Origin of the sequence: Curtobacterium sp. Arg-1 (assembly GCF_025643395.1) — a bacterium.
Classification (GTDB): domain Bacteria; phylum Actinomycetota; class Actinomycetes; order Actinomycetales; family Microbacteriaceae; genus Curtobacterium; species Curtobacterium poinsettiae.
Genome location: NZ_CP095731.1, coordinates 2,803,700 through 2,824,209 on the forward strand (window position 1 = coordinate 2,803,700; position 20,510 = coordinate 2,824,209).

General features: G+C 71.4%; 22 protein-coding genes. 9 read left to right on the plus strand and 13 right to left on the minus strand.

All coding sequences use genetic code 11. The annotated features are described in order from the left end of the window. Window positions 1–24 precede the first annotated feature (24 nt). A complete protein-coding gene (locus tag MXD64_RS13275) occupies window positions 25–288 on the minus strand; it encodes a hypothetical protein (RefSeq protein ID WP_042538212.1) in 264 nt (87 codons plus the stop codon). 80 nt (window positions 289–368) lie between these two features. Here MXD64_RS13275 and MXD64_RS13280 point away from each other — a divergent pair, with 80 nt between their 5' ends. Together MXD64_RS13280 and MXD64_RS13285 are read left to right on the plus strand one after the other, a co-directional pair. Beyond that, window positions 369–941, plus strand: a complete 573-nt coding sequence (locus MXD64_RS13280; RefSeq protein ID WP_031260402.1) for an ArsR/SmtB family transcription factor — start codon at window positions 369–371, stop codon at window positions 939–941. After that, complete coding sequence (locus MXD64_RS13285; protein WP_017888430.1) at window positions 926–2,185, plus strand: MFS transporter; 1,260 nt, start codon at window positions 926–928, stop codon at window positions 2,183–2,185. Before MXD64_RS13280 ends, MXD64_RS13285 begins: the two co-directional genes overlap by 16 nt. Before the next feature lie 208 nt (window positions 2,186–2,393). Here the strand turns inward: MXD64_RS13285 and MXD64_RS13290 are convergent, their stop codons facing one another. The 7 genes from MXD64_RS13290 to MXD64_RS13320 form a co-directional block, all read right to left on the minus strand. Next, complete coding sequence (locus MXD64_RS13290) at window positions 2,394–2,864, minus strand: hypothetical protein (protein WP_056070415.1); 471 nt, start codon at window positions 2,862–2,864, stop codon at window positions 2,394–2,396. A 236-nt stretch (window positions 2,865–3,100) separates the two neighbouring features. After that, on the minus strand, window positions 3,101–3,406 hold the full coding sequence (locus tag MXD64_RS13295; RefSeq protein ID WP_139179816.1) for a hypothetical protein: 306 nt from the start codon (window positions 3,404–3,406) through the stop codon (window positions 3,101–3,103). 66 nt (window positions 3,407–3,472) lie between these two features. Further along, the gene (locus tag MXD64_RS13300) at window positions 3,473–3,928 is read right to left on the minus strand and encodes an HIT family protein (RefSeq protein ID WP_194590686.1); all 456 of its coding nucleotides are present in this window, start codon (window positions 3,926–3,928) and stop codon (window positions 3,473–3,475) included. Window positions 3,929–3,987: 59 nt separating this feature from the next. Next, the gene (locus tag MXD64_RS13305) at window positions 3,988–4,215 is read right to left on the minus strand and encodes a cold-shock protein (protein ID WP_214519971.1); all 228 of its coding nucleotides are present in this window, start codon (window positions 4,213–4,215) and stop codon (window positions 3,988–3,990) included. A gap of 25 nt (window positions 4,216–4,240) precedes the next feature. After that, on the minus strand, window positions 4,241–4,774 hold the full coding sequence (locus tag MXD64_RS13310) for a hypothetical protein (protein WP_194590688.1): 534 nt from the start codon (window positions 4,772–4,774) through the stop codon (window positions 4,241–4,243). Window positions 4,775–4,812: 38 nt separating this feature from the next. Further along, window positions 4,813–7,311, minus strand: coding sequence for a bifunctional lysylphosphatidylglycerol flippase/synthetase MprF (locus tag MXD64_RS13315; protein WP_263136557.1), 2,499 nt, complete (start codon window positions 7,309–7,311; stop codon window positions 4,813–4,815). A 5-nt stretch (window positions 7,312–7,316) separates the two neighbouring features. Beyond that, on the minus strand, window positions 7,317–8,648 hold the full coding sequence (locus MXD64_RS13320) for an alpha/beta hydrolase (protein WP_017888425.1): 1,332 nt from the start codon (window positions 8,646–8,648) through the stop codon (window positions 7,317–7,319). Between the two features lie 182 nt (window positions 8,649–8,830). Between MXD64_RS13320 and MXD64_RS13325 the strand changes: the two genes are divergently transcribed. Beyond that, window positions 8,831–9,523 (plus strand): NUDIX hydrolase, encoded by a 693-nt coding sequence (locus MXD64_RS13325; protein ID WP_081612352.1) that lies wholly within the window; start codon window positions 8,831–8,833, stop codon window positions 9,521–9,523. Here MXD64_RS13325 and MXD64_RS13330 read toward each other — a convergent pair. Further along, entirely contained in the window at window positions 9,435–10,664 is a 1,230-nt protein-coding gene (locus MXD64_RS13330) for an ROK family protein (protein ID WP_262117863.1), read from the minus strand. The two genes, MXD64_RS13325 and MXD64_RS13330, sit on opposite strands and share 89 nt — an antisense overlap. A 132-nt stretch (window positions 10,665–10,796) precedes the next feature. Between MXD64_RS13330 and MXD64_RS13335 the strand changes: the two genes are divergently transcribed. The 6 genes from MXD64_RS13335 (at window position 10,797) to MXD64_RS13360 (ending at window position 18,010) form a co-directional block, all read left to right on the plus strand. After that, window positions 10,797–12,095 carry an ABC transporter substrate-binding protein gene (locus MXD64_RS13335; RefSeq protein WP_262159435.1) on the plus strand — a complete coding sequence of 433 codons (1,299 nt, stop codon included), beginning with the start codon at window positions 10,797–10,799 and terminating at the stop codon, window positions 12,093–12,095. 12 nt (window positions 12,096–12,107) lie between these two features. After that, window positions 12,108–13,076, plus strand: a complete 969-nt coding sequence (locus tag MXD64_RS13340) for a carbohydrate ABC transporter permease (protein WP_263136558.1) — start codon at window positions 12,108–12,110, stop codon at window positions 13,074–13,076. Then, a complete protein-coding gene (locus tag MXD64_RS13345) occupies window positions 13,076–13,996 on the plus strand; it encodes a carbohydrate ABC transporter permease (RefSeq protein WP_017888419.1) in 921 nt (306 codons plus the stop codon). Before MXD64_RS13340 ends, MXD64_RS13345 begins: the two co-directional genes overlap by 1 nt. A 77-nt stretch (window positions 13,997–14,073) precedes the next feature. Then, window positions 14,074–15,732 carry a glycoside hydrolase family 13 protein gene (locus tag MXD64_RS13350; protein ID WP_214563619.1) on the plus strand — a complete coding sequence of 553 codons (1,659 nt, stop codon included), beginning with the start codon at window positions 14,074–14,076 and terminating at the stop codon, window positions 15,730–15,732. Between the two features lie 125 nt (window positions 15,733–15,857). Continuing rightward, entirely contained in the window at window positions 15,858–16,793 is a 936-nt protein-coding gene (locus tag MXD64_RS13355) for an ABC transporter ATP-binding protein (RefSeq protein WP_017888417.1), read from the plus strand. Further along, window positions 16,790–18,010 carry an ABC transporter permease gene (locus MXD64_RS13360; RefSeq protein ID WP_263136561.1) on the plus strand — a complete coding sequence of 407 codons (1,221 nt, stop codon included), beginning with the start codon at window positions 16,790–16,792 and terminating at the stop codon, window positions 18,008–18,010. Before MXD64_RS13355 ends, MXD64_RS13360 begins: the two co-directional genes overlap by 4 nt. Window positions 18,011–18,189: 179 nt before the next feature. Here the strand turns inward: MXD64_RS13360 and MXD64_RS13365 are convergent, their stop codons facing one another. The 4 genes from MXD64_RS13365 to pnuC all read right to left on the minus strand — a co-directional run bounded on the left by MXD64_RS13365 (window position 18,190) and on the right by pnuC (window position 20,397). Beyond that, on the minus strand, window positions 18,190–18,498 hold the full coding sequence (locus tag MXD64_RS13365; RefSeq protein ID WP_017888415.1) for a winged helix-turn-helix domain-containing protein: 309 nt from the start codon (window positions 18,496–18,498) through the stop codon (window positions 18,190–18,192). Next, window positions 18,495–18,929: a chemotaxis protein CheY gene (locus MXD64_RS13370; protein ID WP_111022076.1), complete on the minus strand. Its 435-nt coding sequence runs from the start codon at window positions 18,927–18,929 to the stop codon at window positions 18,495–18,497. Before MXD64_RS13370 ends, MXD64_RS13365 begins: the two co-directional genes overlap by 4 nt. 103 nt (window positions 18,930–19,032) lie before the next feature. Continuing rightward, window positions 19,033–19,665, minus strand: a complete 633-nt coding sequence (locus MXD64_RS13375; protein WP_042540330.1) for a TetR/AcrR family transcriptional regulator — start codon at window positions 19,663–19,665, stop codon at window positions 19,033–19,035. Window positions 19,666–19,731: 66 nt separating this feature from the next. Further along, a complete protein-coding gene (gene pnuC, locus MXD64_RS13380) occupies window positions 19,732–20,397 on the minus strand; it encodes a nicotinamide riboside transporter PnuC (RefSeq protein ID WP_017888412.1) in 666 nt (221 codons plus the stop codon). Window positions 20,398–20,510 lie beyond the last annotated feature (113 nt).

Consider the following 20,510-nt stretch of genomic DNA (forward strand, 5'->3'; position numbering starts at 1 on the left):
CACCGTGGTGACCGGTTTGGTCGTTCACACGGTGTTCAGATCGCTCCGCTCGTGCGACCCACTGTGCGGACGCCCGTACTCGCGCCACCCGCCCTGGCCGTAGGTGTCGTAGGCCGCCGTCGACGCGACCGTCGCCCCTGCCCCGTCCGTCTGGACAAAGTACGGGGTCGGATCGCCCTCGGTCGTCCGCCGCACCCAGGCGAGTGACGCCACGTTGCCGGCTCCGCTCGCGTCCGTCAGGCACTGCAGACTCTCAGCGGGGAGCGCGCCGTCGGTCTCGAGCTCCACGTCGCCGCAATCCTCACGGTTCGGGAACGGATACGCCCCGGGAAACTCCACAACACTCCTTGTGCATGTAGGGTCGCACCATGATTGCAGGACGGATCGACGACCCCGCCCAGATGCGCGCCCTGGCCCACCCGACGCGCCTGCGCATCCTCGGCCTGTTGCGGGCAAACGGCCCGCAGACCGCCGCGACGCTGGGCGACGTCATCGACGAGGCTCCGGGCACGATCAGCTACCACTGCACCAGACTCGCGGCTGCAGGCTTCATCGAACCCGCTCCGGACGCCGGCACGGACCGCCGCGAGCGCTGGTGGCGAGCCGCGCACGAGGCCTCCGTGTGGGAGCTCGCCGACGCGCTCGACGACCCGGAGCGGTTGCTCGCCACGAACGCCCTCGACCACGCGGTCGCCCGTGTGTACGCGGCGAACTACGAGGCCTTCGTCGACCACGCGCCGACGTTCGGCCGCGAGTGGGTGGCGGCGTCCTCGAGCACCGACCGAGTGCTCCGGCTCACGGCGGCTGAACTCCAGGACATGGGCGAGGAACTCCGTCAGGTCGTCGACCGCTGGGCCGATGTCGCCGCCGAGCACAGCGCCGACGACGGTTCCGAGCAGGTCTTCGTGCTGAACCAGGCGTACCGATGGCCGCGCAGCTGAGCCCCCGCGCACAACTGCGCGCGCTGCTGGCGGTGCAGGTGGTGTCACGGATCGGGAACGTCGTCACCACCATCACCGTGCCGTTCGCCGTCCTGGCGCGCGGCGGTTCCGCCACCGACGTCGGCATCGCCGCGTTCATGGCGACGGTCCCGATCGTGCTCGGCGGCCCGTTCGGTGGTGCCCTCGTGGAGCGGGTGGGCTTCGTCCGCTCGAGCGTCGCCTCCGACCTCATCAGTGGGCTCACGCTGCTCGCGATGCCGGTGCTCGCCTGGACCGTCGGGCTGCCGTTCTGGGCACTCCTCGCGCTCGTCTTCGTCAGCGGCCTGTTCGACACCCCCGGCGAGTCCGCGCGACGGGTGCTCCTGCCGGGGCTGGCGACGACGGCGGGGGTGCCGCTGGAACGCGCCGTCGGCCACTTCGAGGCGTCGTCACGGCTGTCGGTGCTGATCGGCGCCCCGCTCGGCGGGACCCTGGTCGCCGTCACGGGTCCGATGCCGGGCCTCGCCTGCGTGGCGATCGCTTTCGGGGCAGCCGCGCTGCTGATGGCGGTCACGGTCCGTGGCGCAGCGGCACCGGTCGAATCCGCCGAGCCGGTGGCGTCGCAGGGGTACTGGCGTGACATCGCCGACGGGTTCCGGTTCTGCGTCCGCGACCCCCTGTTCCGGCTCGTGGTCGCGCTGGTGCTCGTGACGAACCTGCTCGACGCCGCACGCTCGACCACGCTCCTGCCGCTCTACGCCGACCAGCGGCTCGGCGGCGCGCAGGCAGTCGGGCTCGTCACCGGCGTCTTCGGGGGTGCGGCGTTCCTCGGCTCCGTCGCCTTCGGGTACGTGGCGCACCGCGTGCCGCGACGGGTGGTCTTCGCCCTGTGCTTCGTCCTCGCCGGTGGGCCGTCACTGGTCGTTCCGGCGCTCGGGCTCGGCCTGCCGTGGATGCTCGCGTCCGCCGCACTCTCAGGGCTCGCGGCCGGTTCGATCAACCCGATCCTCGGAGCCGTCGAGCTCGAGCGGATCCCGGAGCACATGCGCGCGCGGGTGTTCGGCCTGCTCGGTGCCGGCGCGTGGGCGGGCATCCCCGTCGGCGGCCTGCTCGCCGGGCTCGCTGCCGACGGAGTGGGGGTCGAGGCCACCTTCGCCGTCGTCGCGGTCGTGTACACCGTCGTGACGCTCACGCCGCTGCTCGGCGGATCGTGGCGGCTCATGGAACGCCGCTCGATCACCGTGCCAGCGGGTTCGACGGCATGACGCCGGGGCGCCCGAGCTGCCGCCGGGCTGCGATCGTGGCCGGACAGCGGCTGCTGGTCGCTCGTGTTCGTACAGCCGCTGCCGGGCGTGCGCGCGGCCGAACTGCCGACGACGCTGGGCCCCGCGCCGTTCGTCAGACTGCCCGGCACGCTGGGGGATCCCCGCGTCGTCACCCTGACGTCCGAGGTCCGGAGCGACCTCCACGTGGTCAGTGGCTGTCGGTCATCCCGCTGCTGACGTACGAGGAGTCCACCGTGTCGTCGGTGAGCGTGCAGTTGTAGACGGCGTACGGATCGGTGTGCCCGTCGTCGAAGGTGAAGGGGTAGACGAGCTGGTAGGTCCCGTCGCTGCCCGGGTACCCCGACGGGTCGTCCGTGAAGGTCAGGGTGACGCCCGCGTCCGCGGCCCCCTTGCTGCACTCGTCGTAGATGTGCTGCGCGAGCGCCGACGTCCCGGGGGCCTTCGACGGGGACGTTGGCGGAGTCGACGGAGTCTGGTTGTCCGTGGTCGCGGCGTCCGTCGCGGTCGGGGACGGGGACGGGAGCGGGGTCTTGTCCCCGGTCATCGCCGTGGTGGCGGACGGCGCCGGAGTCGGGGTGCTCGCAGCACAACCGCTGAGGGCGGCGACCACGACGCAGGCAGCCACCGCGGTGAGGCTGAAGCGGGTTCGTGTGTTCATCGGTTCTCTCCTTCGGTGGGAGCGGGGTCGCTCACTGAGAGATGTCGTGCGACAGCCGATCCTGACACGGTGTCGGTACCGGCGCACCGCGCCAGCGGGGCGACGGCCGTGCCGGGAGGCGGGCCCCACCCGCCGGTACCGGCGCACCGCGCCAGCGGGGCGACGGCCGTGCCGGGAGGGACGGTGCCAGCTGGCACCGGGCCTCCCGTCCGCCCTGTGGTCGCGTCGAAGACGCGTCAGCCTTCCCAGGGCCAGTACGTCTGGCAGGTCTCGGGGCTGCCGTTCGTCGAGTTGCACACCTGCACCGGGCCCCAGAGTGCGACGGCGACGAACGCCACCTGTAGCACCAACATGCCCAGGCCGACGATGAACAGGGCGCGGACGCGGCGACGGTCGTCGCGGACGCCGGTCAGCAGCGAGCCGAAGGCGGCGAGCAGCCCGCCGGCCGGGACCACGAGTCCGAGGACGACGGTCACGGTCATCAGGAGCGCGAATTCGCCTCGGGTCGCGCCGAAGCGTCGACCGGTCTGCACTGCAGTCACGGAAGTGAGCTTATTGGCCACCGGGCCACGCCGATGCGCCCACTTCGGGCGGCGGTCTCGGACCGATCAGTTCGACCTGGGCGGGCTGGGATCGCACGCCTCGATCTCGGTCCGAAGCGCGCCACGTTCCGTGACGGTGAGCGGGCGGAGGGGGTACCGGCTGAAGTCCTCACGGAACTCGTACCCGTCACCCTCCTGTCGCGGGATCACGTGCAGGTGGGCGTGCGGAACCCCTTGGTCTGCTTCTCGACCATTCGACATGAGCACGTTCGTGCCGCCGATCGCCGAGCTGAAGACACTCCGGATAGCTCGATCGACCTGCTGCGCGACGAGTGCCATCTCGATGACTTCTGCCTGCGTCATCGAAGCGAAGTCCGCAGCGTGGCGGGTCGGAAGGACGAGCATGTGGCCGCGGTTGATCGGATGGCTGTCCGCGACGACTATCACGTGGTCACCCGCTGCTATGACCTCGAACGAGTTGTCGTCGATGTTCTGGCAGAACGAGCAGACGAGAGGCCCCATGAACGAGACACTAGCGGCGCTCGTCTCCGCCTCACCCGACGCCGTTCACCGGCGCACGTTCAGCGCAGGATGCGGATCCGGTGCGCCCGGTAGATGTACTCGTCCTGCCCGCGAAGGTAGTGCTCGACCTGGAACTCCACGCGTTGTCCGATGGACAGCGTGGCCCATCCGGCCGTCTCCAGGTCGGAGAATTGGACGAAGACATCCGACGGGACGGCGGAAGACCGGAGTGCACCCCAGCCCTCGTCGCCGCTCCACTGCACCACTTCACCGGTCACCGTCTCCACGGGGCGACAGCAGCGACCCCGCGGTTCAGCCGCCGCTGCGCTCCCGGCGGCGCACCCGCAGCGTGCCGATCCCCTGCACGATGCACAGGACGCCGCTCGCGACGACGATGACCCCGGTCACGATCCGGCCGACGGAGAACCCGCCGAACAGCAGTGGGGCGACCGCGACAGCGATGAAGATCGCGCCCATCACGATGACGACGACCGGGTTCTGGGCGACGAAGAAGTGGCGGCCACCGTTCGCCTCGGCGATGGCGCGGTCACGCGCACGTGGGACGGCGTCGGGGGACCGACCCGCGCGACGATCTGCACGCCGTCGACGGCTGCGCAGGACCAACCACACCGCCGCACCGATGACGACGGCCGCTCCGATCGCGATCCACTCGACGAGCTGGAAGAACCCGAAGACGAGCAGCAGGACGAACCCGACCACGACGCCCGCGAACATGTCCGTGGTCATCCGGTCGGTCCGGCCGTCGACGCTCGTGACGTGGCCGGGGCGACGTTCGTACGGATCGTGCTCGTCCACCGCCGGTCCGTCGGCGCGTTCGGTTCCCATGCACCGAACGTACCGACGGCGCTGGGGAGCCGTCCGGTTCAGCCGACGCGCGCGGCTGGCTGCTCGGCCCGGGCTGCGGGCGCCGGACGCCGTTCGCGCATGATCGCCACCGCCTGGCGGAGCGACAGCCCCGGCAGGTAGGTGCGGACGATGGCGACGCCGATCGTGGGCAGCGCCACCGGGTCCGGGTACGCCATCACCAGTGGGTGCAGGTCGGGGCCGAACTTCGCCTTGAAGCGCAGCAGGGAGCGGAACCCGTAGACCGGTTCGAGGGCTCCGCCGACGACGTCGAGGACCGATTCGACGCCGCTCCGGCCGCCGGTCTGCGGTTCCGCCGAGGACGCGAGCGGTGCCGCGGACAGGCTGAGCCGCTCGGCCCCGTCGGCGCGCATCCGGTCGACCGCACTCGCGACCAGGAACTCCATGACGCCGTTCGGGGCGTCCGGGGCGCGGCGCATCACGTCGAGTGTCCAGCCGACCACCTGGCCGGCGCGGTGGGCGGGCAGCCAGCTGGTGACGGCGAGCACGGTGCCGTCCTCGCCCAGAGCGACGAGCGTGCGGACGGCGGGGTCGCGCATCTCGTCGATCCCGCCCAGGGTGAACCCCATCTCGGGCAGTTCGCGCTCGGCGACCCACTCCTCCGAGATCGCCTCGATCTGGCGGGTGACCGAGCCGGGCAGCGAGGCCCAGTCCGACCAGAGCGCGGTGGTGCCGGAGCGTGCGGCCTTGTTGACGGCCGTGCGGACGTCTTGCTTGCGCTTGCCCGTGGTCGTCCAGGTGCGCGGGTCGAGGTCGGCGTCCTCGGCCACGGGAAGGGTCGTCCAGCCCAGTCGTGCGAGTGCAGCACCGAGGGTGGCGTCGATGCCGTAGAAGACGGGCGTCCAACCGTGGTCGTCCGCAGCCCGTGCGAAGCCCTCGAGTGCTGCGAGCCGGGCGTCCTCGTGGCCGAAGGGGCCGCCGGTCGTCACGGCGACGCTGCCGGTGCGGTGGTACGCGACCCCGGCGCGGCCGTCCTCGGTGAACCAGTACTCGTTGCCGGGCCAGGTCGTCATCCACCCGAAGGTGTCGCCACCGCCCGCGACCAGCAGGGCACGAGCGGCCACCCGGTCGGCGTCCTGCCCGTCGAGGTCACTGTCCGAGCGTCCGGCCCCGGTCGGCCGGACCGCGGCGATCGCCACCGCGAGCCACAGGAGCGGGCCCGAGATGCCCACGACGAACCGCAGCGCCGGCTCGGCCAGTGCCAGGTGTGTGGGCAGGGTCACGGGGGCGATCGGGCCGAGCACGGCGAGCGCCAGGTGCAGGGGCTCCCGCACGCTGTCGCCTGAGGCAACGGCGACGCCGACGACGACGACCGCGAGCACCAGGGCCGCGCCGGCGACCGTGATCGCGAAGGTCAGCAGTCGTCGCCGGTCGGTCCGGACCGGGAAGTCGGCGCGGCGCAGGACGAGCACCACGGCGGTGGCGATCGGCACCAGCACCGATGCGACGAGGGAGAGCGATACCGCGAGGTGGTCCGATGCCAGACGCTGCACGACGGCGTGGTGCCGCTCGGGCAGCACCCCGTACGACACGGCGGTCGCGATGCCGGTGATCAGGTCGACGGTCACCACGAGCCACAGCGCGAACCGGCTGCCACGCCGGAGTCCCACGGCGCCGACCGCCAGGACCACGAGCGGCATCACGGCCAGCAGCGACTGGAACAAGCCGTGCGGGTGCACCGCGGCGAGCGCCCGGACACAGCTGGCGGTCACCCCGGTCACCGAGCAGTGCGGCATCCTCCCGGTCGGCCCGGTGTCGAGCACCACGGCGAGCGGGGCGAGCAGTCCGAACTGGGCACCGGTGACGAGCGCGAGCACGGGTCCGACCGCCGACACCGTCACCGCGGCCACCAGCAGCACCCGGGTCTCGCGTGAGGAGCTCCGCGTCCAGCCGCTCCGCACCGGGGACCGTCGCAGCACGCGACCGAGCACCAGGCCGACGACCAGGGCGAGCGCCGCGTGCAGGTCGGACGCGTGTCCGGCGTAGAGCAGCAGTGCCGCGACGACGGCGATCGACACGACCCGGATCCGGCGCCGCCACAGGGCGCCGGCGAACGCGCTCGCGGTGACGATGGTGCCGACGATCCACGTCCAGGGTCCGACGTGCCCCAGGTGCACGAGGAAACCGCGGTTCGCCGGGGCGCCGTCGAACAGCTGCAGCACGGCGCCGAGGCCGGTCCCCACGACGGTCGTGACGACCATCGCGAGCAGGGTGCGCCGCCAGCCGAGCAGCCGTTCGGACGCCCCGGTGCACACCACGACGGCGACGAAGGTGACGAGGAACCCGACGACGCTGCTCGTCACCGCGACCACGCCGAGCGGACCCATCGTCCCGCCCAGGGAGTCGGGCGTCCGGCCGTCGTGCGCACCGATGCAGCGGAGCACCACGGCGGCGATGCCGGCGACGACCGTCAGGGCCGAGACGACGCTCGTCAGCGGGTACCGACGGGCCACCGGCACGAGACGCTTCGGTCTCGCCCACGCGAAGGCCGCGGCCATCGCGTTCACCGGAGGCCCAGGTGCGCGATGACGCCGGGCATCCCGACGCGCAGGGCGTAGCGGACGGTGTTCCAGTCATGGGCGGAGCCCTCGGACACGAACAGCCGGGTCTGCATGCCGGCGGCGTTCGCGGCGGCGCGGAGTGCCCTGGTCGACGCGACGTAGGGGGCGTCGTCGCTGCCGTAGGCGAACACCGTCAGGTGCCCGGGGTAGGGACCGTGCGCACGCATGATCGCCCGCGGTGCCGCTGCGGCGTACCGCGAGGCCGAGCCGCCGAACCCGTACTGGATGCTGTGCTGGACGGAGCCGTTCAGGGGTGCGAGCTCGCTCGAGATGGCGAAGGTCGTGCCGAACACGCCGGGGTGTGCGGTGGAGAACTGCATGGCGCACGTCGCGCCCTGCGAGAACCCGACGATGCCCCAGGCGGAGGGGGACGCTCCGACGCGCAGGTGCTGCCGGATCCAGTTCGTGGTGTCGGTCATGATGTACGTCGCGGAGCGGCCGAGGGACGAGTCGACGCACATCGGGTTGCGGTCCGGCGCCCCGAGTTGGTCGGGTGCGACGACGATCGGGGCGAGCCCGTGGTGTGCCGCAGCGAAGGCGTCCATCACCGCGCCGAGCCGGCCGGCCTGGAACATGTCGCTCGGCTGGCCGGGTTGCCCGGCGAGGCTGATCAGGACGGGCAGGGTCGGCGGTCGTTCGGTCAGTGCTGCGGGCGGCAGGTACACGACCGCCGGCCGTGCGTGGAAGTGGGAGACGGTCGACGGGATGTCGACGGAGAGCACCTTCCCACGCCGCGGCATGCCGGCGGGTGCCCGCCAGGTGGCCGGGTCCACCACCGGACTGGAGGCGCGCCCCACCCCCGTCTCGTGTCCCAGCGGACCGGATGGGTACGGATCCGTCGTCACGGCCTGCTCGATCGTGCGGTACGCGCCGAAGTCGACGTTGACGCCGAGGACGGCGGCCAGCGCCACCGCCACCGCCGCGAGCAGGCCGAGGACGCGGCGCAGCCAGCCGCCCTGGACGACGACCACGACGAGCAGGCCGACACCGCCGAAGGCCAAGGCCACCCACATCCGGGTGACCGGCGTGAACGACACCCCGTACAGGTCCTGCACGTCGCCGAACCACCACACCGCGACCAAGCCGAGCACGGCTCCGACGGCCATGGCGCCGAGCCGCCAGACCAGGCCCCGGACCGGGTGCCGGGAGCGACGACCGAACGCGGGCAGGAGCGCGGCGACGGTGAGGAGCACGGCGATGACGTCGACCGGGACGAGCACGGACGGTGCGACGACGGCGATGTGGAACAGGGGTCGGAGCAGATCGTGGAACATGGGGCCTCCCGGCGGACGTTGCCATCGTGGCGGTGGCCCGCTGCGAACGGGGCACCGAGGCGCTTCCGGTTCCCACAGTTCCCACCTGCCCCGCTCCCAGGAGACGCCCGAACAATCCCCAGTGAAGCTTCCTGCGCGCCAGCGTCACCGGAGCTCCCGGTGGCCGCATCTATGGTGAACGGGTGACGCACGACGGATCAGCACGGGCAGCACTCGCCGCGGTCGCTGCGGACGGCTGGGGCGACGCCGGGCCGATCGGCGAACCCGGCGGGACGTCCACCCCGCGACGGGCGGCCGTCCTGATGCTCTTCGGCGTCCTCGACCGCATCCCGAGCGACCGACCCGCGACGGCACCCGGGGTCCCGCGCGACCTCGACGTCCTGCTCCTCGCCCGGGCCACGACCCTGCGCGCCCACGCCGGCGAGGTCGCGTTCCCCGGCGGGCGCATCGACCCGGGCGACGTGGACGCCGTCGCCGCCGCACTGCGCGAGGCCCAGGAGGAGACGGGCCTCGATCCCGCCGGCGTCGAGGTGCTCGGCCCCCTGCCCGCCGTACCGCTGGCGTTCTCGAACCACCTGGTCCAGCCGGTCATCGGCTGGTGGCGGGACCCGTCACCGATCCACGTCGTCGACGAGCACGAGTCGGCCGCGGTGTTCCGGGTGCCGGTTGCCGATCTGCTCGACCCGGCGAACCGCGGCGTGACGGTGATCCGCCGCGGTGGTCAGGAGTGGCGCGGAGCAGCGTTCACGATCGAGGCCGACGGCGACGACCACCTGGTGTGGGGCTTCACCGCGATGCTGCTGGATGCACTGTTCGACCGACTCGGCTGGACGGAACCGTGGGACCGGGACCACGAGGTGCCGCTGCCCGGCTGAGCAGCGGAAAGGACAGCGGGTCGGCCCGCACCGCATCGACCGCGTGGGCCACGGCCCCGATCACGACGACGTCGGCTCCGAGCGACGACGCGACGAGTTCGGGCACCGGGTCGAAGTGCCCCTCGGCGAGCAGGTCGCGCGCGCGTTCGATGACGGCGACCGCGGGCTGGGCGATCGCGCCGGCGACCACCACGCGGTCGATGTCGAGCAAGCTCGCGAGCAGGACGCAGACCCGGGCCAGGCGGTCGCCCAGACGGTCGACGATGGTGCGCGCGACCGGATCGCCGCTCCGTGCGGCCGCGAACACCAGGGCGGCGTCCGCGGCGAGCGCGGCGTCCGCGGGGATGTGCCCGGCGACGACGGCGTCGGCCACGAAGGTTCGGGCGACGGCGCCGATGCCGGCGGACGAACCGACGCCCTCGACGAGCTCGAGCACCCGCATCTCCCCCGCTCCGCCGTGGGCGCCGCGCAGCAGGACCCCGTCGACGACGAGGCCCGCGCCGTAGCGTTCGCCGGACAGCAGCGCCGCGAAGGACGCGTCACCCGAGGACGGCCGTTCGGCGAGCGCGGCGAGGTTCGCATCGTTCTCGACGAGCACCATCCCGCCCGGCACGGTGCCGTCGAACCCCGGGTTCATCCGGACCCAGAAGCCCCCGTCGTCGGGCGAGGCACCGGCGGCGTCGACCGGTGCGGGGACACCCACGACGGTGACCAGGACCCGGGTGCGGTCGACGCCTGCCGAAGCGAGCGCAGCGGCCACGGTGTCGGCGATGACCCGGAGCCGCACGGGCACGTCGAGGCCAGATGCACCGAGCGCCCCCTCGGCACGGCCCAGGACGGTGCCGCGCAGGTCGGCGACGAAGGTGGTGACCCGGTGCTGGCCGGCGTCCACGCCGACGACGACCCCGGCGACGGTGTCGAGTTCGTAGCGCCGGGCGGGGCGTCCCATCCGGTACTCCCCCGCGGCACGGGCGTCGTCGAGCTCGCGGAGCCAGCCGAGCCGGACGAGTTCCTCGGCCGCACCCAGGACGGTCGACCGGGTCAGCCCGGTGGCGTCGATCGCCTCGGTCGCGGTGAACGCCGCGGAGTCGAAGGCGTACGCGAGCAGCGTCTCTGCGCTCGTTCCACGGGGCGGCGGCATGCCGTGACCCTATCGTGCGACGAGTTCCTTGCGGAATTAGATTTTCTCGCTACATTTAGTTCCGCGGGCAGCATCGGAGCCGCTCGCGGGACGGAACGGCAGGGACGCCGGGTCCGGACGGACGGAGACGACGTGCAAGCACACGCCACCGCCAGGAACGCAGCCTCGGTCAGCCGACGCTCGTTCCTGCTGGGAGCGGGCGGCATCGGGGCGGGCCTCGCGCTCGCCGGGTGCGCCCCGATCGGGTCCTCGAGCGCCAAGCAGGAGACCATCACGTTCTACGTGTCGAAGCCCGAGGTCATCGGCTACTTCGACGAGCTCATCGCACGGTTCCACCAGACCCAGTCGAAGATCCGGGTCGTCCGCGACTCGACCTCGAGCATGTCGGCGAACTTCGTCCGGAACCGACCGCCGGACCTCGGCTGCTGGAACTACAACTTCTCGGTCGTGCCGTTCGTCGAGCACGGTGCGCTGACGGACCTGTCCGACCTGCCGCAGGCCGACACCATCAACCCCGACCTGTGGCCGCTCATGGAGCAGACCGCCGACTACCCCGGCCGGAAGAGCGCTCTGCCCTACTCGGTGACCGCGGCGTCGGTGATCTACAACAAGGCACTGTTCGCGGAGCAGGGGATCGAGGTCCCGACGACGTGGAGCGAGTTCGCCGACGTGTGCGAGCGCCTGACGAAGGCCGGCATCGCGCCGATCTACGGCACGTTCAAGGACAACTGGACGATCGCCCAGGGCATGTTCGACTACTCGATCGGCGGCATGATCGACACCCCGGCGACCTTCGAGGCCCTGCGGCGCGAGGGCACGAACGTCGGCACGGGATCGGCCGTCTCGTTCGAGCGCGACCTGCGGGAGCCGATGGAGCGCATGGTGCGACTCCGCGCCTGGCACCAGGACGGCGCCGCGAGCCGTGGGTACGGCGACGGCAACCTCGCCTTCGCCCAGGGCAAGGCGGGCATGTACCTGCAGGGACCGTGGGCGCTCGGTGAGATCGCCAAGACGAACAAGGACATGGACCTCGGCACCTTCCCGCTGCCCGTCACCGACGACCCGGCCGACCGGAAGGTGCGCGTGAACGTCGACCTGGCCCTCTGGATCCCGGAGGCGTCGCGCAAGCAGGAGGCCGCCCGCGAGTTCCTGACCTTCCTGATGCAGTCGAAGGTCAACGACCAGTACAACGCGGACAACAACGGCTTCGGCGTGCGCAAGGACGCTCCCCCCGCGTCGAACCCCGCCCTGCGCGGCATGCAGTCGTACTACGACGACGCAGCCTTCTACCTCGGTGCCTCGCAGCTCATCCCCGCCGAGATCCCGGTCGCGAACTACGCGCAGTCGATCGCCTTCGGCGGCGACCCGCAGCGCCAGCTCCGCACCCTCGACGCCGACTGGGCGCGTCTCGCGCTCCGCACGGCCGCGTAAGGAGACGTCCGAATGGCAACCACGACCACCGAATCGATCACGACGGCGGACCGCCGCCGCCGTGGCGGGGCCGCCCCGGGCCTCCAGGCCGGACGACGGAAGGGACTGCGGGACGGACGCCGGAAGCCCCGCGTCGACCCACTGTTCCTGGCGTTCCTGCTGCCCACGCTGGTGCTCTTCACGCTCGCCATCACGCTGCCGGCCGTGATGGGCATCGTGCTGAGCTTCACGAACTCCGTCGGCTTCGGCGAGTTCCGCTTCACCGGGCTCACCAACTACATCGCGGTGTTCTCCGACCCGGCGATCCTGCAGGCGTACCTGTTCACGCTCGGGTTCTCGCTCGTCACCGTGATCGTCGTCAACGCGATCGCGTTCCTGCTCGCCATCGCGCTGACGTCGAAGATCCGCGGCAAGATCACCCTGCGCGCGGTCTTCGTGCTGCCCATGGTGATCTCGGGCATCGTCATCGCGTACGTGTTCTCGTTCCTGTTCGCGAACAGCCTGCCGGCCTTCGCCACGGCGATCGGGTTCGGCCCGCTCGAGCAGAGCATCCTGGCGGACCCCGACCTGGCCTGGCTGGCGATCGTGGTCGTCACCGCGTGGCAGGCGATCCCCTCGACGCTCCTCATCTACATCGCGGGGGTGCTCTCGATCCCGGGCGAGGTGTACGAGGCGGCGGCCCTCGACGGTGCCAGTGCCTGGCGCCAACTCGTCTCGATCACCGCACCGCTGACCGCGGGCTACATCCTGATCAACCTGGTCATCGGGTTCAAGAACTTCCTGAACTCGTACGACATCATCGTCGGCCTGACCGACGGCGGCCCCGGCACCTCGACCACCAGTGTCGCGATGTCGATCTTCAAGGGCTTCAACGGCGGCGACTACGCCTACCAGATGGCGAACGCCACGATCTTCTTCGTCATCGCGGTCGTCATCGCCGTGATCCAGCTGCGGGCGACCCGCGGGAAGGCAGCGCTCTGATGTCCCTGCAAGCACCCCTGCGACCGGGGACCACCGCGACCGGCAGCATCCGGTCCGTCGACGCCGACCGATCCGCCGGCGGACGATCCGCCGGTCGGCGCGGCGGCACCGCCAACTGGCCCGTCACCGTCGTCCTCGTCCTCTGCGCACTGACCGTCCTCGTGCCGCTCTACGTCACCCTGACGATGGCGTTCAAGACCACCGGCCAGGCGGTCGACGGCAACGCGTTCTCGCTGCCGGCGCCGTTCAGCGTCGACGGCTTCGTGCAGGCGTGGCAGCTGACCGACTTCCCCCGGGCGTTCGGGGTCTCCGTGTTCGTCGCCGCGATCACCGTCGTCGGCACGATCCTGCTCGCCTCGTTCACGGCGTACGCGATCGCCCGGAACTGGGACCGCCGGCTGTTCCGCTGGTCGTTCTTCTACCTGCTCGCCGCGATGTTCCTGCCGTTCCCGGTGCTCGCACTGTCGCAGGTGAAGCTCACCGGGCTCGCGCACCTGGACAACCCGCTCGGCGTCGCGATCCTGCACGTCATGTTCCAACTGTCCTTCAGCGTGCTGCTCTTCACGGCCTTCCTGCGTTCGATCCCGGCGGAACTGGAGGAGAGTGCACGCATCGACGGTGCGAGCACGGGACAGGTGTTCTGGCGACTCGTGTTCCCGCTGCTGGCACCGATGAGCGCCACCGTCGGCATCTTCGCGTTCCTCGCGTCCTGGAACGACTTCGTGATGCCGTCGCTGATCACCTCCGACCCGGGCTTGCAGACCCTGCCGGTGCTGCAGCAGATGTTCCAGACGCAGTTCAGCAACAACTACAACGTGTCGTTCGCCTCGTACCTGATGGCCATGGCCCCGGCGATCATCGTCTACCTCGTCACCCAGCGGTGGGTGATGGCGGGCGTGACGCAGGGCGCCATCAAGTGACCGACACCGCCGGTGCGGACCCGACCGACACACACCCCACGAACCCGACGAACCCCTCGACCCACGAAAGGCCCGACGTGACCGACACCCTCGCCCAGCCCGCCGCCACCACGAACGACGAGACCTGGTGGCGCCAGGCCAGCGTCTACCAGATCTACCCCCGCTCGTTCGCCGACGCGAACGGCGACGGCATCGGCGACCTGCCCGGCATCACCGAGCGGGTGCCGTACCTGGCCTCACTCGGCATCGAGGCCGTCTGGCTCAGCCCCTTCTACCCGTCCGCCCTGGCCGACGGCGGTTACGACGTCGACGACTACCGCGACGTCGACCCGCGCCTCGGCACCCTCGACGACTTCGACCGGATGGTCGAGGCACTGCACGCCGCGGGCATCCGGGTGATCGTCGACGTCGTCCCGAACCACACGAGCGACCGGCACGAGTGGTTCCGCGAGGCCCTCGCAGCGCCGAAGGGCTCCCCCGCCCGCGACCGCTACGTGTTCCGCGACGGCAGCGGACCGTCCGGCGAGGACGCCCCCGCCGACTGGATCTCGATCTTCGGCGGGCCGGCCTGGACCGCCGTCGGCGACGGCCAGTGGTACCTGCACAGCTTCGCGAAGGAGCAGCCCGACCTGAACTGGGCGAACCGCGAGGTCCGCGACGACTTCCTGCACACCCTGCGTTTCTGGTCCGACCGCGGCGTCGACGGGTTCCGCATCGACGTGGCCCACGGCCTGGCGAAGGACCTGGGCGAGACCCTGCCCACCTGGGCCGAGCTCGCCGAGATGCCGAAGGACGGCACGCACCCGCTGTGGGACCGCGACGACGTGCACGAGATCTACGCCGAGTGGCGGACGGTCTTCAACGAGTACACACCGGCCCGCACCGCGGTCGCCGAGGCCTGGGTCCCCGCCCACCGCCGTGCCCGCTACGCCAGCGCCGAGGGGCTCGGCCAGGCGTTCAACTTCGACCTGCTCGAGGCCGACTTCGACGCCGGCCAGTTCCGCACGATCATCGAGTTCAACCTCGGCCTCGCCGAGCAGTCCGGCTCGTCGACCACGTGGGTGTTCTCCAACCACGACGTCGTCCGGCACGCCACCCGCTACGCCCTGCCGCCGCGCGCCGGCGGCACCGACAAGCAGGGCAGCGCCTGGCTGCTCGCCGGTGGTTCGCAGGACGCGCTCGACCGGTCGCTCGGCCTGCGCCGCGCACAGGCCGCCACACTGCTCGAGCTCGCCCTGCCCGGCTCCGCCTACCTGTACCAGGGCGAGGAGCTCGGCCTGCACGAGGTCGGCGACATCCCGGACGCCGACCGCCAGGACCCGGCGTTCTTCCGCAACCCGGGCGTCGACGTCGGCCGTGACGGCTGCCGCGTGCCGATCCCGTGGACGCGCACCGGCTCGTCGTTCGGCTTCGGTCCGGACGGCTCGCACCTGCCACAGCCGGCGTGGTTCGCCGACTCCAGCGTCGAGGCCGAGGACGCCGACCCCGACTCCACCCTGCACCTGTACCGGAAGGCGCTCGGCCTGCGCGGCCAGCTGCAGTCCGAGGAACAGCTCGAGTGGATCGAGACCGGCCGCGACGACGTGCTCGCGTTCCGTCGGCCGAACGGATGGACGAGCGTGACGGTCTTCGGCGACGAGCCCTTCGCGCTGCCGGCCGGGGAACTGCTGCTCGCCTCGGCCCCGGTGGTCGACGGCGCCCTGTCGGGCGTGGGGACGGCCTGGTTGCGTTCCTGACGGAACCAGGTGGCGGACGGGAGGCGCGGTGCAGGCAGGCACCGTGCCTCCCGTCCGCCGTGGGGTCACCATCTCGGGCCGCGACCGGCATCCGAGACGTCAGCCGCTGCCGGTAGGGTCGCGGCATGAGCGGGGCGAGCATCGGCGTGCAGGACTTCGTGATGCGGTTCGGGGACCGCACCGTGGTCGACGGGCTGTCGTTCGACGTCGCCCCCGGTGAGACGTTCGGGTTGCTCGGCAGCAACGGCTCCGGCAAGACCACGACGATCCGTGCGCTGCTCGGCATCACCACGCCGACGGCGGGGACGCTGACGATCGACGGTCGCCCCTACCGGCCGGCCACGGGCGGAATCGGCTACCTGCCCGAAGAGCGCGGGCTGTACCGCAAGGAATCCGTCATCGACGTGATGACCTACTTCGGGCGTCTGCGCGGGCTGCGCGGCGCCGAAGCGACCGCGTGGAGCATGGACTACCTGGCGCGCGTCGGGCTGGCCGACCGTGCGAAGCTGCGCGTCGACAAGCTGTCCGGCGGGCAGCAGCAGAAGGTGCAGCTCGGCATCACGATCATGGACCAGCCGCGGCTGCTCATCCTCGACGAACCGACCAAGGGGCTCGACCCGGTGAACCGGCGGCTCCTGCTCGACCTGGTCGACGAACGGAAGGCCGACGGCGCGACCGTGGTCCTCGTGACCCACCACATGGACGAGGTCGAGCGGCTCTGCGACCGCATCCTGCTGCTCAAGGACGGCCGGGCCGCCGCCTACGGATCCGTGCCCGACGTGCAGGACGCCTTCGGCGGCGCGGTCGCCCGCGTCGGGCTCGACGGCCCGGTGCCGAAGTCGCCGCTGTACCGGCTCGCCCGGCACGAAGGGCACGTCGCCTACCTCGTCCCCACGCAGGCCGCCGCCCCGGACGGTGCGGACGTCCTGGCGGAACTCGTCGCGGCCGGGGTGCACGTCACCGCGTTCGAGATGCGCCGGATCCCGCTCGACGAGATCTTCGTGCAGGTGTACGGGCACGACGCCCTGGCCTTGACGTCGACCGACGGGGCAGCGGCATGAGCAACCTCGGTACGGTCGTCCGGTTCGAGTTCGTCCGTGCGGTCAAGAAGCCCGCGTTCTGGATCGGCACCCTCGCGCTGCCGGTCGTCATCGTGGTGGTCTCGCTGCTCGTCGGCATCGGACAGGCCGCCGGCACGGACTCGGTGGTTTCCGGGTCGTCGGCCACGAAGACACCGTTCCACTACGTCGACGATTCCGGCCTGGTGTCCGAGTCCGTCGCCGCGAAGTGGGGCGGGACACCGTCCACCAGCGCCGCCGCAGACCGCGCCGCCGTGCAGTCCGGCGACCTCGACGCCTTCATCGCGTTCCCGTCGTCGCCGTCCACGACGGCCATCCAGGTCGACGCCGCCGACCGCGGGCTCTTCGCCAACGGCGTGTACTCGTCGCTCGCCCAGCGGGTGCTCGAGCAGAGCGTCGCCGCATCGGTCGACGACCCCGAGACCGTGCAGCTGCTCCGCAACCCACCCGCCACCGACGTCACCACCTACGCCGACGGAACGGTCGCCCCGGGCTGGTTGTCCGTCGTGCCGCCGTTCCTGTTCGTCGCCGCGTTCTTCGGGCTCGTCATCCTGCTCGCCGCCCGGATGGTCACCGTCGTGGTCGAGGAGAAGGAGAACCGGATCTCCGAGATGATCCTGACCACGGTGACCGCGGGCGACCTGATCCGCGGCAAGGTCATCGCGATGCTGCTCGTCGGCTTCGTGCAGGTCAGCGTGTTCGTCGTGCCCGGACTGGTCGGACTGCTCGTCGCCCTGCCGCTGCTGTCGTCGCAGCTCGGCGGGCTGACCATCGACCCGTGGCGGATGGTGACCGGGGCGCTGTTGCTCGTCGGCGGAGTGCTGCTCGCATCGGGGCTGTTCGTCGCCGTCGGGGCCGCGGTGCCGTCGATCAAGGACGCCTCGGCCCTGCAGTCGGCAGCGATCTTCGCGCTGATCATCCCCCTGTACGCGGCGTTCTTCGTGATGACGACGCCGACGTCGCCGGTGGCGCAGTTCTTCACGTACTTCCCGACCTTCACGCCGATCACCGCGATGGTGCGGAACGCCGTCGGGACCCTGACCGTGACGGAGTCGGTGGTCTGCATCGTCGAGGTGTTCGTCGTCGCCGGGCTGCTGCTGTGGTTCGCCGAGTACCTGTTCCGGCACTCGGTCGCGCAGTACGGGTCGAAGGTGACGGTGCGGCAGGTGCTGTCGTGGCGGCGGGGGCGGCGGGGCTGAGCGGGGCGGTGCTCGGCCCCGTCGGCCCGCGGTGCTCGCGTCGCCGGCCCGCGGAGCTCGCGCCGTCGGCCCGCCGCGCTCGCGTTGCCGGCCCGCCGTGCTCGCGTCGCCGGCCCGCCGCGCTCGCGCCGCCGGCCCGCCGCGCTCGCGCCGCCGGCCCGCCGCGCTCGCGCCGCCGGTCAGCCGGCGGCGATGCGGCGGAGCGCGTCCAGGTGGGCGGCCCAGACGGCCCGGCCCGAGGCGGTCAGTGTGATCGACGTCCGGGGCGTCTTGCCCACGAAGCCCTTCCCCACCGACACGTAGCCGGCCGCCTCGAGCGCGGACACCTGCTTGCTCAGCACCGAGTCACTGACCTCGACCGCGTCCCGCACCTCGCGGAACCCCAGCGTGCCGGCGCGGGTCAGGGCGGCGATCACCGAGAAGCGCACCGGGTGCTGCAGCAGGTCGTCGAGCTCGTGCCGCGGGTGCGTCCGTTCCGTGGTGCTCACGAGCGGGCCTCACGAGCCGCACAGACGAGCGCGACCAGCAGGACGAGCCCCGAGGTGATGCCCGACCAGAGCACCGAGCCGTGCACCCACCCGACCACGGCGATCGCCGCCAGGTAGGTGACCGCCCAGCTGGCGATGTAGACGGTCCAGCGGCGGCTCCGGGCGAAGGCCGAGCGGCCGCGGATGCTCACCATGAAGAACACCACCAGGGCGAACAGCGCGACGAGGGTGCCGACGTAGACCGCGGCGAACGCGTCCCCCGTCGTGAGTCCCATGCCGAGCGTGCCGAGCGACGTCGCGACGCCGAGCGCGGTGATGAACGTGACGTACGGCCAGCGGACGGCGTCGTGCGCGCGTCGGCCGATCCGGTCCGCCTGGTCGAGCAGTCGGGCCGCCTCGGCGGGTCCGGGTCGTGCGGTGGTGTTGTCCATGGTGTCCCCTCTCGTTGACACCAGTATGGCAACTACTTTCCAACTTGGCAAGCACTTTCCTGATGCACGAGTCGCGTTCGCGGTGCGCTCGCGCTCGCGGCCCTCAGACGCGGACAGGCGTCTCGTCGAGGTCCCACGAGGGAACGGCATGCCGCTTCCACCCCTGACGCAGGGTGTCGGCCGCACGGTCGAACTCGACCAGGACGTCGATGTGCGGGCGGACGAGCATCTGGATCTGCAGCCCCTCGTACATCGCGAGCAGCTGCGTCGCCGCCTGGTACGCGGGGATCCCGGCCTCTTCGGCGCCCTTGTCGAAGTCGCGCTGCAGCCCGACGGTCAGCTGCTCGGCGTACTCCTCGAACCGCTTGCGGAACAGTTCGGCGAACCCGGACTCCGAGCTGGCCACGGTGATCAGTCCGGCGAGGACCCGGACGAGGCCCGGATCGGCGACGTCCTCGGCGAGGGTCAGGCGGACGTGCTCGATCATGCACGTCGGCGGGGCCTTCCGTCGGGTCCCGCGCAGCCGCACCCACCGGTCGTAGGTGACCAGCAGCAGGGCGTGCCAGGTCGGGAACAGCCGCTCGACCGTCTCGAGCGGAACGCCGGCGACGTCGGCGATGACCGCGGCGTCGACGTCGTCGAACGGGTGCAACCGGTACGCGCGGATGGCTGCGCGCACGGTGCGCTCTGCGAGGGACTCGTCGTCCTCGACGCGTTCGCCGTGCAGGGGTTCCATCCGACCATTGCAGCGCATCGCGGGCCGTTTGTCTCGTCCCAGAGCGGGGGCCGTACCCCCGGGCCGTCAGCCGACGGTGATCGGCGCCGCCGGCGGGCGGACCCGCTGGCGCATCCACACGAAGAACCCGGTCAGGGTGAAGACGCCGTAGAAGACGTACATCAGCCCCGATGCGTAGTACCCGGCGGAGAACAGCAGCGGCACGCCGACCAGGTCGACCGCCACCCAGATGAGCCAGAACTCGACCCACCCCTTGGCCATGCCGTAGGTGGCGAGCAGCGAGCCGACGAAGATCCAGGCGTCGCTCCACACCGGTTCGTAGGATCCGAGCGCGCGGAAGACGGGGGTCAGCAGGGCGGTGCCGCCGACCAGGCCGACGACGAGCAGCAGGCGGGACCGCCAGGAGGCCCAGTGCGGGTCGATCACGGTCGTCGCGTCCTCGGGGCGGTGCGTCCACCGGTACCAGCCGTAGACGCTCACGATGATGAACATGACCTGACGGCCCGCCTGACCGAGCAGGTTGACGGGGTTGGGGGTGTCGAACAGCGCACCCATGAAGACGGTGAAGAGCAGGGCGTTGCCGACCAGTCCGACCGGCCAGGCCCAGACCTTGCGACGCATGCCACCGAGGGCGCTGAGCAGCCCGAAGACGTTGCCGATCACCTCACGCCACAGCACCGTCTGGTCGCCGATGACGATCTGCGCGTCGAACAACCAACGCACGATGTCCATGGGCCCTCCTCGTTTCCGCCGGACGGTGCAACGACGCCACCCGTACCGGCATTCCTTCCGGGTTTCCCCTGTCCGCACGGAGCGCACACCCAGAAATCGGGGTACAAACCATG

Excerpts from the sequence above, each read along its gene's own strand:
- MXD64_RS13355 (WP_017888417.1), top strand. The coding sequence starts at position 15,858 with ATGAGCGGGGCGAGCATCGGCGTGCAGGACTTCGTGATGCGGTTCGGG.
- MXD64_RS13320 (WP_017888425.1), bottom strand. The coding sequence starts at position 8,648 with ATGTTCCACGATCTGCTCCGACCCCTGTTCCACATCGCCGTCGTCGCA.
- MXD64_RS13310 (WP_194590688.1), bottom strand. The coding sequence starts at position 4,774 with ATGGGAACCGAACGCGCCGACGGACCGGCGGTGGACGAGCACGATCCG.
- MXD64_RS13285 (WP_017888430.1), top strand. The coding sequence starts at position 926 with ATGGCCGCGCAGCTGAGCCCCCGCGCACAACTGCGCGCGCTGCTGGCG.
- MXD64_RS13340 (WP_263136558.1), top strand. The coding sequence starts at position 12,108 with ATGGCAACCACGACCACCGAATCGATCACGACGGCGGACCGCCGCCGC.
- MXD64_RS13290 (WP_056070415.1), bottom strand. The coding sequence starts at position 2,864 with ATGAACACACGAACCCGCTTCAGCCTCACCGCGGTGGCTGCCTGCGTC.
- MXD64_RS13330 (WP_262117863.1), bottom strand. The coding sequence starts at position 10,664 with ATGCCGCCGCCCCGTGGAACGAGCGCAGAGACGCTGCTCGCGTACGCC.
- pnuC (WP_017888412.1), bottom strand. The coding sequence starts at position 20,397 with ATGGACATCGTGCGTTGGTTGTTCGACGCGCAGATCGTCATCGGCGAC.
- MXD64_RS13300 (WP_194590686.1), bottom strand. The coding sequence starts at position 3,928 with ATGGGGCCTCTCGTCTGCTCGTTCTGCCAGAACATCGACGACAACTCG.
- MXD64_RS13375 (WP_042540330.1), bottom strand. The coding sequence starts at position 19,665 with ATGGAACCCCTGCACGGCGAACGCGTCGAGGACGACGAGTCCCTCGCA.
- MXD64_RS13360 (WP_263136561.1), top strand. The coding sequence starts at position 16,790 with ATGAGCAACCTCGGTACGGTCGTCCGGTTCGAGTTCGTCCGTGCGGTC.
- MXD64_RS13370 (WP_111022076.1), bottom strand. The coding sequence starts at position 18,929 with ATGGACAACACCACCGCACGACCCGGACCCGCCGAGGCGGCCCGACTG.
- MXD64_RS13345 (WP_017888419.1), top strand. The coding sequence starts at position 13,076 with ATGTCCCTGCAAGCACCCCTGCGACCGGGGACCACCGCGACCGGCAGC.
- MXD64_RS13315 (WP_263136557.1), bottom strand. The coding sequence starts at position 7,311 with ATGGCCGCGGCCTTCGCGTGGGCGAGACCGAAGCGTCTCGTGCCGGTG.
- MXD64_RS13280 (WP_031260402.1), top strand. The coding sequence starts at position 369 with ATGATTGCAGGACGGATCGACGACCCCGCCCAGATGCGCGCCCTGGCC.